The 13,748-nt window shown below is 57.4% G+C and carries 13 protein-coding genes; 4 read left to right on the top strand and 9 right to left on the bottom strand.

Going from position 1 to position 13,748, the window contains the following annotated elements; genetic code table 11:
• Window position 1 precedes the first annotated feature (1 nt).
• On the bottom strand, window positions 2-2,023 hold the full coding sequence (uvrB, locus tag C1N64_RS08915) for an excinuclease ABC subunit UvrB (RefSeq protein WP_033737734.1): 2,022 nt from the start codon (window positions 2,021-2,023) through the stop codon (window positions 2-4).
• An 882-nt stretch (window positions 2,024-2,905) separates the two neighbouring features.
• Between uvrB and C1N64_RS08910 the strand changes: the two genes are divergently transcribed.
• Entirely contained in the window at window positions 2,906-3,628 is a 723-nt protein-coding gene (locus C1N64_RS08910; RefSeq protein WP_033737785.1) for an ABC transporter ATP-binding protein, read from the top strand.
• Here the strand turns inward: C1N64_RS08910 and bioD are convergent, their stop codons facing one another.
• Genes bioD through bioB form a run of 4 tightly spaced genes read right to left on the bottom strand, consistent with a single transcriptional unit; the run spans window position 3,629 to window position 7,218 of the window.
• Window positions 3,629-4,300, bottom strand: a complete 672-nt coding sequence (gene bioD / locus C1N64_RS08905; protein WP_394515424.1) for a dethiobiotin synthase — start codon at window positions 4,298-4,300, stop codon at window positions 3,629-3,631.
• On the bottom strand, window positions 4,297-5,052 hold the full coding sequence (bioC, locus tag C1N64_RS08900) for a malonyl-ACP O-methyltransferase BioC (RefSeq protein ID WP_205957378.1): 756 nt from the start codon (window positions 5,050-5,052) through the stop codon (window positions 4,297-4,299). The genes bioD and bioC overlap by 4 nt, the downstream gene beginning before the upstream one ends.
• Complete coding sequence (bioF, locus tag C1N64_RS08895) at window positions 5,036-6,187, bottom strand: 8-amino-7-oxononanoate synthase (RefSeq protein WP_033737737.1); 1,152 nt, start codon at window positions 6,185-6,187, stop codon at window positions 5,036-5,038. The genes bioC and bioF overlap by 17 nt, the downstream gene beginning before the upstream one ends.
• Window positions 6,187-7,218 (bottom strand): biotin synthase BioB, encoded by a 1,032-nt coding sequence (gene bioB, locus C1N64_RS08890; RefSeq protein ID WP_006118502.1) that lies wholly within the window; start codon window positions 7,216-7,218, stop codon window positions 6,187-6,189. The genes bioF and bioB overlap by 1 nt, the downstream gene beginning before the upstream one ends.
• An 85-nt stretch (window positions 7,219-7,303) precedes the next feature.
• On the opposite strand from bioB, the gene bioA reads away from it, so the two are divergent.
• On the top strand, window positions 7,304-8,596 hold the full coding sequence (gene bioA, locus C1N64_RS08885; protein WP_394515423.1) for an adenosylmethionine--8-amino-7-oxononanoate transaminase: 1,293 nt from the start codon (window positions 7,304-7,306) through the stop codon (window positions 8,594-8,596).
• 73 nt (window positions 8,597-8,669) lie between these two features.
• Complete coding sequence (locus C1N64_RS08880) at window positions 8,670-9,146, top strand: kinase inhibitor (protein ID WP_033737738.1); 477 nt, start codon at window positions 8,670-8,672, stop codon at window positions 9,144-9,146.
• Window positions 9,147-9,195: 49 nt separating this feature from the next.
• Here the strand turns inward: C1N64_RS08880 and pgl are convergent, their stop codons facing one another.
• Window positions 9,196-10,194 (bottom strand): 6-phosphogluconolactonase, encoded by a 999-nt coding sequence (gene pgl / locus C1N64_RS08875; protein ID WP_006118499.1) that lies wholly within the window; start codon window positions 10,192-10,194, stop codon window positions 9,196-9,198.
• Window positions 10,195-10,349: 155 nt separating this feature from the next.
• On the opposite strand from pgl, the gene C1N64_RS08870 reads away from it, so the two are divergent.
• Window positions 10,350-11,168, top strand: coding sequence for a pyridoxal phosphatase (locus C1N64_RS08870; protein WP_394515422.1), 819 nt, complete (start codon window positions 10,350-10,352; stop codon window positions 11,166-11,168).
• 34 nt (window positions 11,169-11,202) lie between these two features.
• Here the strand turns inward: C1N64_RS08870 and modC are convergent, their stop codons facing one another.
• The 3 genes from modC to modA are packed head-to-tail and all read right to left on the bottom strand — an operon-like array spanning window position 11,203 to window position 13,723.
• On the bottom strand, window positions 11,203-12,264 hold the full coding sequence (modC, locus tag C1N64_RS08865) for a molybdenum ABC transporter ATP-binding protein ModC (protein WP_375124164.1): 1,062 nt from the start codon (window positions 12,262-12,264) through the stop codon (window positions 11,203-11,205).
• Window positions 12,258-12,953, bottom strand: coding sequence for a molybdate ABC transporter permease subunit (gene modB, locus C1N64_RS08860; protein ID WP_394515421.1), 696 nt, complete (start codon window positions 12,951-12,953; stop codon window positions 12,258-12,260). Before modB ends, modC begins: the two co-directional genes overlap by 7 nt.
• A complete protein-coding gene (modA, locus tag C1N64_RS08855) occupies window positions 12,950-13,723 on the bottom strand; it encodes a molybdate ABC transporter substrate-binding protein (RefSeq protein ID WP_006118495.1) in 774 nt (257 codons plus the stop codon). The genes modB and modA overlap by 4 nt, the downstream gene beginning before the upstream one ends.
• Window positions 13,724-13,748: the final 25 nt, after the last annotated feature.

The following is a 13,748-nucleotide window of genomic DNA, read 5'->3' as shown; positions in this document are numbered from 1 at the left end:
CTCAGGACACCGCGATAAACAAGGTGCGCAGTTCCTGGAGCTGATCGCGCAGGCCAGCAGCCTGTTCGAACTCCAGGTTTTGCGCATGCTGCTGCATCTGCCCTTCCAGTTCGTGAATCTTTTTCTGCAACGCCTGCGGTGACAACGCCAGGTAATCCGTCTCTGTCTCGGCGGCGTTGCGCTTGCCGGGTTTGGCTTTACCCCGCGTTTTCACCACGTTATTGCCCAGTTCCAGAATATCGGTGATTTTCTTATTCAGGCCCTGCGGTACGATGCCATTCTCTTCGTTGTAGCGCTGCTGCTTCTCACGACGGCGCTCGGTTTCTTCAATGGCGCGCGCCATGGAAGGCGTGATCTTATCGCCGTAGAGGATCGCTTTACCATTGATGTTACGTGCAGCGCGCCCGATGGTCTGGATCAGGGAGCGCTCGGAACGCAGGAAGCCCTCTTTATCGGCATCCAGAATGGCCACCAGCGAGACTTCCGGCATATCCAGCCCTTCACGCAGCAGGTTGATGCCCACCAGCACATCAAATTTGCCCAGGCGCAGGTCGCGAATAATTTCCATGCGCTCGACGGTATCGATGTCAGAGTGCAGATAGCGCACCTTTTCACCGTGTTCTTCCAGGTACTCCGTCAGGTCTTCGGCCATACGTTTGGTGAGCACCGTGACCAGTACGCGTTCATTGACGTTAACGCGCTGGCGGATCTCTGACAGCAAATCGTCCACCTGAGTCGCCACGGGCCGCACCTCAAGGATCGGATCCAGCAGCCCCGTCGGACGCACCACCTGATCGATCACCTCATCGCCCGATTTTTCCAGCTCGTATTTGCCTGGCGTGGCGGAGACATAAATGGTCTGAGGGGCCAGCGCCTCGAACTCTTCAAACTTCATGGGGCGGTTGTCCAGCGCCGAAGGCAGGCGGAAGCCATATTCGACTAACGTCTCTTTACGCGCCCTGTCCCCGCGGTACATGCCGCCAATCTGCGGAATGGTTACGTGCGACTCATCGACGACCAGCAGGCCATCCGCCGGCAGATAGTCAAATAAGGTCGGCGGCGCTTCCCCCGGTCCGCGGCCAGACAGATAGCGGGAGTAGTTTTCGATACCAGAGCAGTATCCCAGCTCCCCCATCATTTCGAGGTCAAACTGCGTCCGTTGGGTAATACGCTGCTCTTCCAGCAGTTTGTTGTTTTCCAGCAGGATCTTGCGCCGTTCGGCCAGTTCAACCTTGATGTCTTCCATGGCCTGCAGGATACGCTCACGCGGCGTGACGTAGTGCGTTTTAGGGTAAATGGTAAAGCGCGGCACCACCGATTCGACCTGACCGGTAAGCGGGTCAAACAGGGACAGCCGCTCCACCTCTTCATCGAATAATTCAACCCGCAGGGCCATATCGTCAGATTCGGCCGGGAAGATATCAATGACTTCGCCCCGGACCCGGAACGTCCCGCGCTGAAACGCCTGATCGTTACGCGTGTACTGTAACTCCGACAGGCGACGCAGGATGCTGCGCTGATCGATAATCATGCCGCGCGTTAAGTGCAGCATCATTTTCAGATACAGATCGGGATCGCCCAGGCCGTAGATGGCAGACACGGAGGCCACGACAATCACGTCGCGCCGTTCCAGCAACGCTTTCGTCGCGGAGAGGCGCATTTGCTCGATATGTTCGTTAACCGACGCATCCTTTTCGATAAAGGTATCCGAACTGGGCACGTAAGCTTCGGGCTGGTAGTAGTCATAGTACGAGACAAAAAACTCTACGGCGTTTTCGGGAAAGAACTCCTTCATCTCGCCATACAGTTGCGCCGCCAGCGTCTTATTAGGAGCCAGCACCATGGTAGGACGATTCAGGTCGGCAATAACGTTAGCAACGGTAAAGGTTTTACCCGATCCGGTTACGCCTAACAGCGTCTGGTGCGCCAGGCCGTCTTCCAGTCCGGCTTCCAGACGGCGGATCGCTTCCGGCTGATCGCCAGAAGGCTTGAAAGCGGAGTTCAGTTTAAAATCTTTACTCATGAATGCGGTTCCTGCAGAAGAAAGACGGCGGGCAGCCCATTATTTTACTCTGCTATGGCAATTTTGCCAGAAAAAAATACTGGATATAATACCAGTAATGATGCACAGTATTGTCGCCAGGTTTTACTTGACTCTGGCACTTTTGCCCAGGCAAACACCCGTTTTTGTTGCGCAAGGTTATCCCCAAGCCACGTATTGATTTAACATTTGTCAAGCCTGTGTCATAAAATTGCAGTTTGATGAATCGCGTCCAATCCGGCAGGCTTGTTTTTTACTAACACACTGATTTTTAATAGTAAGTAAAAAAAGCCCAGATTGTCATCATTACGTGACCAGGCCGCGTATTTCCTCGCTTCTAACCTGTTTTCATTATCTAATGCACAAGGTTATCCACAGGAATAGTGGATAACTGATGAGAGGCCTTGGAATATCGGCTGTGCATAATTTTTTCTGCCGCCGCGTTTTGATGAAAAAAAATTTTTTTTAGCGAAATTTTTAACGCCAATAGCGTTGTTTTAGCGCGCTGCATGGCGCGCATTCAACGTTGATCGTCTGGCTTTTCAGGTTGCTGTTTTTTACAGCAGACTGCCTGCGCCATTTATGGGCAACTGCACCTGACGCTCATTTTTCCTGCACCCTCATCGCGCTGCGCAGTCGTCCCGCCCGTCAATTGTTCACTTTTACTTATATTTAAACCGTCAAAATTCCGCATGTTAAGCGCGCAAACTTCGTTCACTCCGACTCTGGCCCGGTAATTGCATGCTCTGTGATCAGGATGTCATGCGCCACAGCAGCAGTCATAGCCCTGCTATTCTGGTAGTGCGATTTACCCGTTATGAGCAGCAAAACATTCAGGTTAATTATCTGGAAGGAGCGCGTCAGATGCTAAGTTTACGGTCGGTGAATCAGTTTTACGGAAAAAATCATATTCTCTGGAATGTGGACCTTGACCTGCCCCCCGGCACCTGTACCGGCATACTGGGACGTCCCGGCATGGGAAAAACCACGCTGGTGAACTGCATCATGGGTAAGCTTCCCATCAACAGCGGCACGATTAGCTGGCAGCAGGATGGCTCGCCGCCAGAGGACCTGCTGTCGCAGCCTGCCGATCAACGTGCACGTCAGGGCATTGGTTACGTGCCACAGGGACGACATATTTTCACACAGATGAGCGTAGAAGATAACTTACTGATTGCCCTGCTGGCAGGCGCTGAATCGCGCGAAAATCACCGGCCTATTCCGGAAATGATTTTTGATCTTCTGCCGGCTCTCTATTCACTGCGTCAACAGCGCAGCGGGGATTTGCCGGTTTACCAGCAGCAGCAACTGGCCCTTGCCCGCGCGCTGGTATTACAGCCACGCCTGCTGATTCTGGATGAGCCCGCCGATGGCATGGCGCCCTGGCTGGAAGAAGAGATGGGTAACCTGATTCGGCGTCTTAACCGGGATTACGGCCTGACGATTCTGCTGCTGGAGCAGCGGGTTTCCCTGATTCGACGCGTCGCTGACAGCTTTTTGCTGTTGCATCGCGGGCGAAATGTGGCGCAGGGTAACGTCACCCTGCTGGATGACGGTACGCTCGATAAATGGCTGACGATGGCGTGATTAATCCGGTAGCGTCAGATAGTGACCACAGTCCGCATGCTGGCTGTCATCCGCTAACCAGGGAATGACACCCAGACAAGGCGCGGGCAGTCGCTCCTTCAGGGCCGTAAGGTATGCCTGATAGCGCTGGCCGGGCGGCTGAACCGTATTGGCAATCCAGCCAGCCAGTCGCAGTCCACGCGCCCTTATCGCCTCGGCGGTCAGCATGGCATGATTAATACAGCCCAGTTTTACACCCACCACCAAAATCACCGGTAGCCGTTCAGTCTCAACCCAGTCGGCATAGGTTTGCGTCTCAGACAGCGGCGTATACCAGCCGCCCGCGCCTTCAATCAGAATCCAGTCAGCCAGCGGCTCCAGCTCGCGAAGCCCTGCCGATAGCGTTGAAAAGGTAATTGGCCTGCCCTCCTCTGCGCTGACGATATGCGGCGATGTCGGCTCCATAAAGGCCAGCGGATTCACCTGCTCATAGCAGAGCGGCACACTGCTGTAACGTTGCAGCGCCAGCGCATCGCTGTTACGGATGCCTTCTGCGGTTAACGTACAGCCCGAGGCCACCGGTTTGTAGCCCGCACAGCGGTAGCCTGCTGCGCTCGCCGCCTGCAGCAGGGCGCTACTGGCAACGGTTTTACCGACTTCAGTATCGGTACCGGTGATAAACCAGCGTGTCATGATTCACTTACTCCATACATCAAATGATAACTGAGGCGGAAACCCTGTTCGTCCCGTGGCCAGTGAGCTTCAAGCTGTGCCAGACGGCGACGCGTCAGCACATAATCGGCCCGTCCGGCATGCAGATGCGTTGCGCCAATGCCCTTCAGAGAGCGCATGGCGCTGAGCGCATCGGGAAAATGCAGGGTGACGGTTTGCGCGTGACAGCGCAGCCGTTGTGCGGCACAGGCTGCGGCGATCGCCTGCGCCGGCAGAAAGCGATTGGCGTGCACATGCGCGTCAAGATGCGACCAGGCCTCGTGAACCTCATGCAGCGATCCCGCGCTCAGCGTTGAAAACAGCATACAGCCGCCGGGTTTCAGCACCCGCGTAAACTGCCTGAGCGCGGCCGGCAAATCGTCGCTCCATTGCACCACCAGATTGCTCCATAACAGGTCAATGCTCTGATCGGCTAACGGCAGTGCGTCGATGTCGCCCGCCAGATAATGATGCGCCACCGCGTTTTGCCGGGCCTGATGCAACATCTGCGGCGACAGATCCAGCGCCATGACCTGTTTCCCCCTGTCGCGCCATAGCCGGCTGTACCAGCCGGTGCCACAGCCCGCATCCAGCACCTGTGGACCGGTTTGAGCAGGCACCCATGCCAGCAGCGCATCCCCGCTGATCCGTTGCAGTTCGGCATGCCTGTCGTAACACGACGCCGCGCGCCCAAAGGCTCTGGCTACGGCACGTTTATCAATGTGCAGCGTCATGAAGTGCCTCCAGCAGGACATCAATATCGTCTGGCTGATGCGCGGCGGTCAGCGTGATGCGCAAACGTGCCGTGCCCGGCGGTACGGTAGGCGGACGAATCGCGCTGACCCAGCAACCGGCTTCGGCTAAACGGGCCGACAAGGCCATCGCCTGGGCGTTATCGCCAACAAGTAACGGTTGGATGGCGCTGGATGACGGCATAAGCGACCAGGGCAAGGAGGAGGCGCCCCGGCGGAAATGGGCAATGTTGCGGCTCAGGCGCTGGCGCAGCCCATCGCCTGCCTGCACCTGTTTCAGGGCGGCCAGTAATGCGCTGGCCTGTGCTGGCGGCATGGCGGTTGAGTAGATGAGGTGGCGCGAAAACTGCACAAAATAGTCGGCCGTCGCGTCATCACACAGCAATGCCGCGCCGCTGACGCCAAAGGCTTTACCGAAGGTGACCACCAGCAGTTCGGGCTTAATGCCCTGTTGCCAACAGCTGCCGCGTCCCTGCTCACCTGTGACGCCAATGCCGTGCGCATCGTCAACCAGTAACCAGGCCCCTGCCTCACGCGACTGCGCCGCCAGCGTCTGTAACGGCGCGCTGTCACCATCCATGCTGAAGATCCCTTCCGTGACCACCAGCGTTTGCCCTTCACAGGGCGCACTCAGCCGCACAGCCAGACTGTCCGGATCGTTATGGGCGAAACGACGCAGTTGCGCAGGGCTGTGACTTGCAGCATCCAGCAACGAGGCATGGCTCAGCTTGTCAGCAAGAATGCGATCGTTTTTCCCGGCGAGCAGGTGAATGACCGCCTGGTTGGCGGCAAAGCCGGAAATAAACAGTAATGCCCGGGGATAACCCAGCCACCCGGCCAGTTGCGCTTCCAGGGTGGCATGAAGAGCCTGGAAACCGGTGACATGGCTGGATGCGCCTGCCCCCGCCCCGGCCAGTGCCGCGCCCTGTTGCCATCCGGCAATCACCGCCGGATGCTGGCTTAACCCAAGATAATCATTACTGGAAAAGTGACGATAATCCCGGCCTGCATAGCGGATCAGGCGCGTCTGACTGGCGTCAACTACGCGCCGTTCGCGCCAGCCCTCTTCAGCACGGCGCTGCGCGAGCGCCTGCTGTATGCGTTGCGGCCAGCCCATTACAGCGCCGCGTTATAGAATTTTTCTGTGTCGGCATTGAGCAGCTGCTCACTGAGCTGCTGCTGTTGCGCATTATCGCCATGGGCGGTCTGGGTATGTTCCGGATTCAGTCCGAGCTTGCGGAACAGCAGCATATCTTTGTCTTCTTCCGGGTTTGGCGTGGTCAGCAGCTTGCAGCCGTAAAAAATCGAGTTAGCCCCGGCCATAAAGCACATCGCCTGGGTTTGTTCATTCATCTGTTCGCGGCCCGCCGACAGACGCACGTGCGAGGCAGGCATCATGATGCGGGCGACGGCGATCGTGCGGATAAAATCGAAAGGTTCGACATCGTCATTGTCTGCCAGCGGGGTGCCTTTCACCTTGACCAGCATGTTGATCGGCACGCTTTCCGGCGGCGTCGGTAAGTTGGCCAGCTGCACCAGCAACCCGGCGCGATCATTAACCGTTTCGCCCAGGCCAACAATCCCGCCCGAGCAGACCTTGATACCAGCCTCGCGCACCTTGCCCAGCGTATCCAGTCGTTCCTGATAGCTGCGCGTGGTAATGATGTTGCCGTAAAACTCGGGCGAGGTATCCAGATTGTGGTTATAAAAGTCCAGCCCGGCGCGACCTAAACGCTGGGCCTGGCTGTCGCTCAGCGTTCCCAGCGTCATGCAGGTTTCCATGCCCATTGCTTTCACGCCTTCGACCATTTTTTCCAGATAAGGCATATCGCGATCGCTGGGGTTTTTCCACGCCGCGCCCATGCAGAAGCGGCTGGAACCGGCCGCTTTCGCTTTTTGCGCCGAACGCAGGACCTCATCCACCTCCATCAGGCGCTCTGATTCCAGCCCGGTCTTGTAGCGGGCACTTTGCGGACAGTATTTGCAGTCTTCCGGGCAGGCACCCGTTTTAATCGACAGCAGCGTGCTGACCTGAACCTGACGCGGATCGAAGTGCTGGCGATGTACCTGCTGTGCTTCAAACATCAGTTCAAGAAACGGGCGTTCAAACAGGGCCTGTGCCTGGGCTAGCGTCCAACGTTGTGACATTACGTACTCCAAAAAAGGTGTCATCCCGACAGTTAACGTGGTTATACTTGTAAACTAAATCTTTTTATTTTGGTTTACAACTACGATGTTTACGCTTCAGGACGCCGAATTCGACCGCCAGCATATCTGGCATCCTTACACCTCCATGCAGCAACCGTTGCCCTGTTACCCTGTCGTGGCGGCACAGGGTTACACGCTGCAGCTGGCGGATGGGCGCACACTGGTAGACGGGATGTCCTCCTGGTGGGCGGCGATTCATGGTTACAACCATCCACGCCTGAACCAGGCCCTGCAGCAGCAGATGACCCAGATGTCCCACGTGATGTTCGGCGGGATTACGCATCCCGCCGCGGTGGCGCTGTGTCGTCAGTTAGTGGCGATGACACCTGACGCGCTGGCGTGCGTATTCCTTGCAGACTCCGGCTCCGTTGCCGTCGAAGTGGCAATGAAGATGGCGTTGCAATACTGGCTGGGTCGGGGAGAAACGCGTCAGCAGTTTTTAACCCTCAAGCGTGGCTATCACGGTGATACGTTTGCGGCGATGTCGGTGTGCGATCCGGATAATTCCATGCACAGCCTGTGGCGCGGCTATCTGCCCGAGCACCATTTTGCCGAGGCGCCGCAATGTGGTTTTGACGCGGCCTGGAATGAAGAAGATTTTCAGGATTTCGCCCGGCTGATCGAACAGCATCAGCATCAGTTGGCCGCGGTGATTCTGGAGCCCATCGTACAGGGCGCGGGCGGCATGCGTTTTTACCATCCCCGCTACCTGCAGAAGGTGCGCGAGTGGTGTGATCGTTACGGCATCCTGCTGATCGCTGATGAAATCGCCACGGGCTTTGGCCGCACCGGCACGCTGTTTGCCTGCGAACATGCGGCGATCACACCGGACATCCTGTGCGTCGGAAAAGCCCTGACCGGCGGCACGATGAGCCTGGCCGCCACGCTGACCACACGTGATGTCGCCGATACCATCAGCCGCAGTCCGGCGGGCTGCTTTATGCATGGCCCAACCTTTATGGGCAATCCGCTGGCGTGCGCCGTCGCGGCGGAGAGCCTGAAAATGGTACAGGAAGGCCACTGGCGCGGGCAGGTCAGCGCTATCGAGCGTCAGCTTCAGGCGGGACTGACGCCACTGCGCCAGTCGCCAGCGGTAGCCGATGTTCGTGTGCTGGGCGCGATTGGCGTGGTAGAAACTCACCGTCCAGTGAATATGGCCGCCCTGCAGCAGTTTTTCGTCAGTCAGGGCGTCTGGATTCGGCCCTTTGGTCGTCTGATCTACCTGATGCCGCCCTATATCATCGCGCCTGAAGCACTGGATACGCTGATCCAGGCCATGGCCGCAGCCCTGGCGCACCCCGGTCATTTTCTGCGTTGAGCCCTGAAGGCTGGACGTCCAGGCGGTTTTGGTTAAGATGAAGACGCAGTCACCATAAACCCAAGGAGATGTGATGCGAGTTTATAGTCAGGATTTACACGACGGCGACAAAATGCCGGAAAAGCATGTTTTCAACGGGATGGGCTATCAGGGCGAAAATGTGTCACCGCATCTTGCCTGGGAAGACGCGCCGGAAGGCACAAAAAGTTTTGTCGTGACCTGTTTCGATCCTGATGCCCCGACCGGCTCAGGCTGGTGGCACTGGGTGGTCGCCAATCTTCCGGCCGATACCACATCGCTGCCGCAGGGTGCGGGTTCCGGTAAAGCCGCCTTACCTGCAGGTGCCGTGCAAACCCGCACAGATTTCGGCCAGGCCGGGTACGGCGGGGCCGCGCCACCGGCGGGTGAAACGCACCGCTACATTTTTAGCGTCCATGCGCTGGATGTGGAGAGCATTGAGGTCGATGCAGGTGCCAGCGGCGCGATGGTGGGCTTCAACGTGCATTTTCACGTATTAGCCAGCGCGTCATTGACCGTTCATTACGTCTGATTGCGCGTGCTCTTCTGCCGCTCCCGCCCGGGAGCGGCAACGCTGAACGTTAAGCCAGCTGATGTACCACAACCCACATTGGGCCCTGTCCAACGGCATAACGGCCGACAGGTTCAAGTTGCCCTTGCGGCTGAGTAATGCGGTATACCTCAATGTGATGCGACTTCTGTCCTGCCGCCACCAGATACTGGCCCGTGTGGTCGATATTGAAGCCCCGCGGCTGCGTTTCGGTCGGCTGGAAGCCCTCCACCGTCAGTAGCGCGCCATCTTCACTCACGCTGAACACCGTAATGGTGCTGCTGGTGCGATCGCAGGCGTACAGGAAACGTCCGTCCGGCGTCAGGTGAATATCGGCGGCCCAGCGCGTGCCGGTAAAATCAGGCGGCATCATATCGAGCGTTTGCACCGATTCCATTTTGCCGTGTGCATTCTTCAGTGACCAGACTTCGACTGTGCTGTTAAGTTCATTAACGCTGTAGGCGTACTGGCCGTTGGCATGAAACGCCATATGACGCGGGCCCGCGCCCTCTGCCGTAGTGACCTGTTGCTGGGAATGCGGCGTTAACTGACCGTCCGCCCCGAGGTTAAACAGGCAGATGCGATCCTGTTTGAGCGCGGGCACATATAACGTGCTGTCGGCATTATCGATGTTCGCCGAGTGACAACCTGCCAGACCGTCGATCACCTGGCTCGGAGCCTGGGGCACACCGTCAGCGCCGATGGGGCTGATGCTGACGCAGGCATCATTGTAGGAGCCACAAAACAGGAAACGGCCAGCGTGATCGGTGGAGATGTGGGTGGGGCTGCCCGGCAACGGCGCCTGACCCGCTTCCGTTAAGGTGCCATCCTGCGCAATACGAAAGGCCAGCACGCGGAAATCCGGACGCACGCCCACATACAAGAAATCTTTTTTCGGACTGACCACCATAGGCTGAACCTGACCGGCGATATCCGTTACCTGCAGTAGCGTCAAGGTGCCCTCATCGTTCAACTGCCAGACATGGATTTGTTGACTCTCGGGACTGGCGGTGTAGACAACCTGCTTCATGTATTCTCCTTTTTCGCTGACTCATGTTGTTCTGCAGGTCACTGTAGCGCGTTTTTTTCTGTCTCGCTGGAATGATTTGTGCCCTGATTTTTGTTTCCGGGCCACAGTCAGGTGTAGACTTGCTGTTTCGCTAACCTATCCAGATGAGAGGATTAATGAGCTATCGTGTAATCGCCCTCGACCTTGACGGCACGCTGTTGACCCCGACGAAAACCATTCTGCCCCAATCCACAGAAGCGATTACCCAGGCGCGCAAAGCGGGCATCAAGGTGATTATCGTGACCGGACGCCATCACTGTGCCATTCATCCTTTCTACCAGACGCTCAATCTGGATACGCCCGCCATCTGTTGTAACGGGACCTACCTGTACGATTATCCGGCGAAAAAAGTCCTGGCTGCCGATCCGCTGGATACCGACGTTGCGGTACGTGTGATCGAGATGCTGGATGAACATCATATTCACGGTCTGCTGTATGTGGACGATGCGATGCTCTATCAAACGCCGACCGGCCATGTGATTCGTACGCTGAAATGGAGTGAGTCATTACCTCCACATCAGCGTCCGGTGTTCAGACAGGTGGACAGCCTGGCGCAGGCCGCCAGAGAGGCGCAGTCGATCTGGAAGTTTGCCCTGTCTCACGACAACACAGCAGCGTTGCAGCAGTTTGCGCAGCGTGCGCAAGACGAGCTGGGTCTGGCCTGCGAATGGTCCTGGCACGATCAGGTCGACGTTGCCCGCGGCGGTAACAGTAAAGGCAAGCGCCTGGCGCAGTGGGTAGAATCCATCGGGCTGACAATGCAGGACGTCATTGCCTTTGGCGACAACTACAATGATCTGAGCATGCTGGAAACGGTGGGGCTGGGCGTGGCCATGGGCAATGCGGATGACGCCATTAAAGCCCGGGCGAAGAGGGTCATCGGTACGAATCTGGAAACCGGCATTGCCGAGACGCTTTGTCAGCTCGTTCTGTAAGTTTCACTGACCCGATGAGCACGGTTTCAGCGGGTCATTCCGGTGTGAAAGAGACGCTTTTAATCTGCGCGTACAGCCACTGCTCCGGGCGAATGTTAAGTTCGTCCCGGGCCCAGGGAGAGATGCGCGCCCAGAGTTCGCTGATACCGATGCGCAGCTTAACCTCCACCTGATCGCCCACCTCAATTAACTCCACCACCTGTGCCGGCAGCACATTGCGAACAGAGCTGTGTTTTGCCGGTTGCAGCGTCAGCGAAACATCGGCCGACGCAATCCGTATCCGTAACGGCGTTTTGACCGGCTGATTTACCCGACTGACCCAGATATGCTGATCGCCCAACGATAACGCCGTCATCGGGTAATCTGGATGATGCTCAAGCACCTGAACGCGCAGTACGCTGGTCAGGTCGCTGACCGGCAGCCAGGGGCGCATCGCACTGCTGCTCCAGACCCGCTCCAGCGGGCCAAAGGCCTTCACCTTGCCGTGATCCAGAACCAGCACCATCTCGGCCAGTTGCAGAATTTCGTCGAGGCTGTGAGAAACGTACAGCACCGGGATATCCACCTGCTTTGCCAGTTTTTGCAGATATGGCATCAGCTCACGCTTGCGCGGCAAATCCAGCGAGGCCAGGGGTTCATCCATTAACAGGATATCAGGGGCGCTGAGCAACGCCCGCCCGATGGCCACCCGCTGCTTTTCGCCGCCCGAGAGCGAGAGCGGAAAACGGTCCAGTAAGGGTTCGAGTCCCAGTAAGTCCACCAGCGTGTCAAACTGCCCTTTCATACTGGCTGCCAGGCCATAGCGTAAGTTACCCCGGACACGATAGTGCGGAAACAGTCGCGCCTCCTGGAAAACGTAACCCACGTTGCGCTTTTCAGGCGGCAAGGCAATCTGCTGTTCGGCGTCAAACAACACACGGTCATGCAGCTGAATGCGCCCGCGCTGCGGCCGGGTCAGCCCTCCAATCGCGTTGATTAACGAGGTTTTACCCGCACCCGACACGCCAAATATTGCCGTGATGCCGTTGGCGGGAACCGTCACGTTGATCTCCAGCTCGTGTTCGCCCAGCCGTTGTGTGAAATCGAGCGTCAGCATCCGGCCCCCATCCGTTTCCGGCCCCATTGCGCCAGCCATTCAGACACCAGCAAGGAGGCCAGTGCCAGCACCACCGCGATAACGCACAGACGCGCAGCGGCCCCTTCGGCCCCGGGCGTTTCAATCAGCGTATACATCGCCAGCGGCAGCGTGCGCGTTTCACCGGGAATGTTGGAAACAAATGTAATAGTGGCACCGAATTCCCCCAGCGAGCGGGCAAAGGCCAGCACCGTACCGACGATAATACCGGGCAGCGTTAACGGCAGCGTAATGGTAAAAAAGACCCGCCAGCGGCCCGCGCCCAGCGTCCGGGCCGCCTGTTCCAGCCGGATATCCACGGCGTCCAGCGCAAGGCGAATGGCCCGCACCATGAGCGGAAAGGCAATCACCGCCGACGCCAGTGCCGCACCGCGCCAGCTAAACGCGAAGCTAAAGCCGAACCATTCATACAGCTTTTCACCAATAAAGCCGCGTCGGCCCAAGCCAATCAGTAACAGATAACCGACCACCACTGGCGGCAGCACCAGCGGCAGGTGAATCACACCGTCCAGAAGCGCTTTACCCGGAAACTGGCAGCGGACCAGAACCCATGCCATAAGGATGCCGAAGGGCAGACTGCACAGGACGGCAATGCTGGAGACCTGCAGGCTGAGCATCACGGCCTGCCATTCAACATCACTGAGTATCATTTTTTAGGCGTGAATCCGTATTGGGTAAACACTGCGGCCGCTTCCGGCCCTTTCAGGTAGTTATAAAAAGCCTTAACGGCCGCGTTGTCGTGATCTTTAACAATCGCGACAGGATATTCGACCGGTTTATGGCTGTCTTCCGGAAAGGTGCCGACCACCTGGACTTTTTGGCTGGCGACCGCATCAGAGCCGTACACAATGCCGTAAGGCGTTTCATTACGTTCCACCAGGGCCAGGGCGGCACGCACATTGTTGGCGCGCGCCAGCACAGGTGACAGTGAAGACCAGGCACCCAGCTTCTCAAGTGCCTCTTTGGCATAGATGCCCGCCGGCACATGATCGGGATCGCCGACCGCCAGACGTTCGCCTTTCAACAGACGTTTCCAGTCGGTTTTATCGTTAATCGTTACCGGCCTGGCGTTCTCACTGCGTGGCGCTATCAGAACCAGATCGTTGCCCAACAGGGTATAGCGGGTTGTGTCGATCATGCTTTTTTTTGCGACCGCATCATCCATCCACTGCTGATCGGCTGAGATAAACAGATCGGCGGGCGCGCCCTGCTCAATCTGACGGGCCAGGACTGACGACGAGGCAAATGACGACACCACCTCTGTCCCATGTGTTTTCTTATAGTGTGCCGCAATATCGTTAAGCGCATTGGTCAGTGAGGCCGCCGCAAAGACGGTGATTTTATCGGCTGCCAGCGCCGGAACGGCCAGTGACAGGGCAATTACGGCGGCAGTTGCGGAACGTAGTAAGGTTAAACGCATGATTTTTCTCCAGTGATCGTTATAT

Source organism: Pantoea sp. SGAir0215, assembly GCF_043543215.1.
The sequence above is the reverse complement of the archived record's forward strand: the minus strand, read 5'-3'. Positions and strand labels throughout refer to the sequence as shown.

Excerpts from the sequence above, each read along its gene's own strand:
- uvrB (WP_033737734.1), bottom strand. The coding sequence starts at position 2,023 with ATGAGTAAAGATTTTAAACTGAACTCCGCTTTCAAGCCTTCTGGCGAT.
- C1N64_RS08910 (WP_033737785.1), top strand. The coding sequence starts at position 2,906 with ATGCTAAGTTTACGGTCGGTGAATCAGTTTTACGGAAAAAATCATATT.
- bioD (WP_394515424.1), bottom strand. The coding sequence starts at position 4,300 with ATGACACGCTGGTTTATCACCGGTACCGATACTGAAGTCGGTAAAACC.
- bioC (WP_205957378.1), bottom strand. The coding sequence starts at position 5,052 with ATGACGCTGCACATTGATAAACGTGCCGTAGCCAGAGCCTTTGGGCGC.
- bioF (WP_033737737.1), bottom strand. The coding sequence starts at position 6,187 with ATGGGCTGGCCGCAACGCATACAGCAGGCGCTCGCGCAGCGCCGTGCT.
- bioB (WP_006118502.1), bottom strand. The coding sequence starts at position 7,218 with ATGTCACAACGTTGGACGCTAGCCCAGGCACAGGCCCTGTTTGAACGC.
- bioA (WP_394515423.1), top strand. The coding sequence starts at position 7,304 with ATGTTTACGCTTCAGGACGCCGAATTCGACCGCCAGCATATCTGGCAT.
- C1N64_RS08880 (WP_033737738.1), top strand. The coding sequence starts at position 8,670 with ATGCGAGTTTATAGTCAGGATTTACACGACGGCGACAAAATGCCGGAA.
- pgl (WP_006118499.1), bottom strand. The coding sequence starts at position 10,194 with ATGAAGCAGGTTGTCTACACCGCCAGTCCCGAGAGTCAACAAATCCAT.
- C1N64_RS08870 (WP_394515422.1), top strand. The coding sequence starts at position 10,350 with ATGAGCTATCGTGTAATCGCCCTCGACCTTGACGGCACGCTGTTGACC.
- modC (WP_375124164.1), bottom strand. The coding sequence starts at position 12,264 with ATGCTGACGCTCGATTTCACACAACGGCTGGGCGAACACGAGCTGGAG.
- modB (WP_394515421.1), bottom strand. The coding sequence starts at position 12,953 with ATGATACTCAGTGATGTTGAATGGCAGGCCGTGATGCTCAGCCTGCAG.
- modA (WP_006118495.1), bottom strand. The coding sequence starts at position 13,723 with ATGCGTTTAACCTTACTACGTTCCGCAACTGCCGCCGTAATTGCCCTG.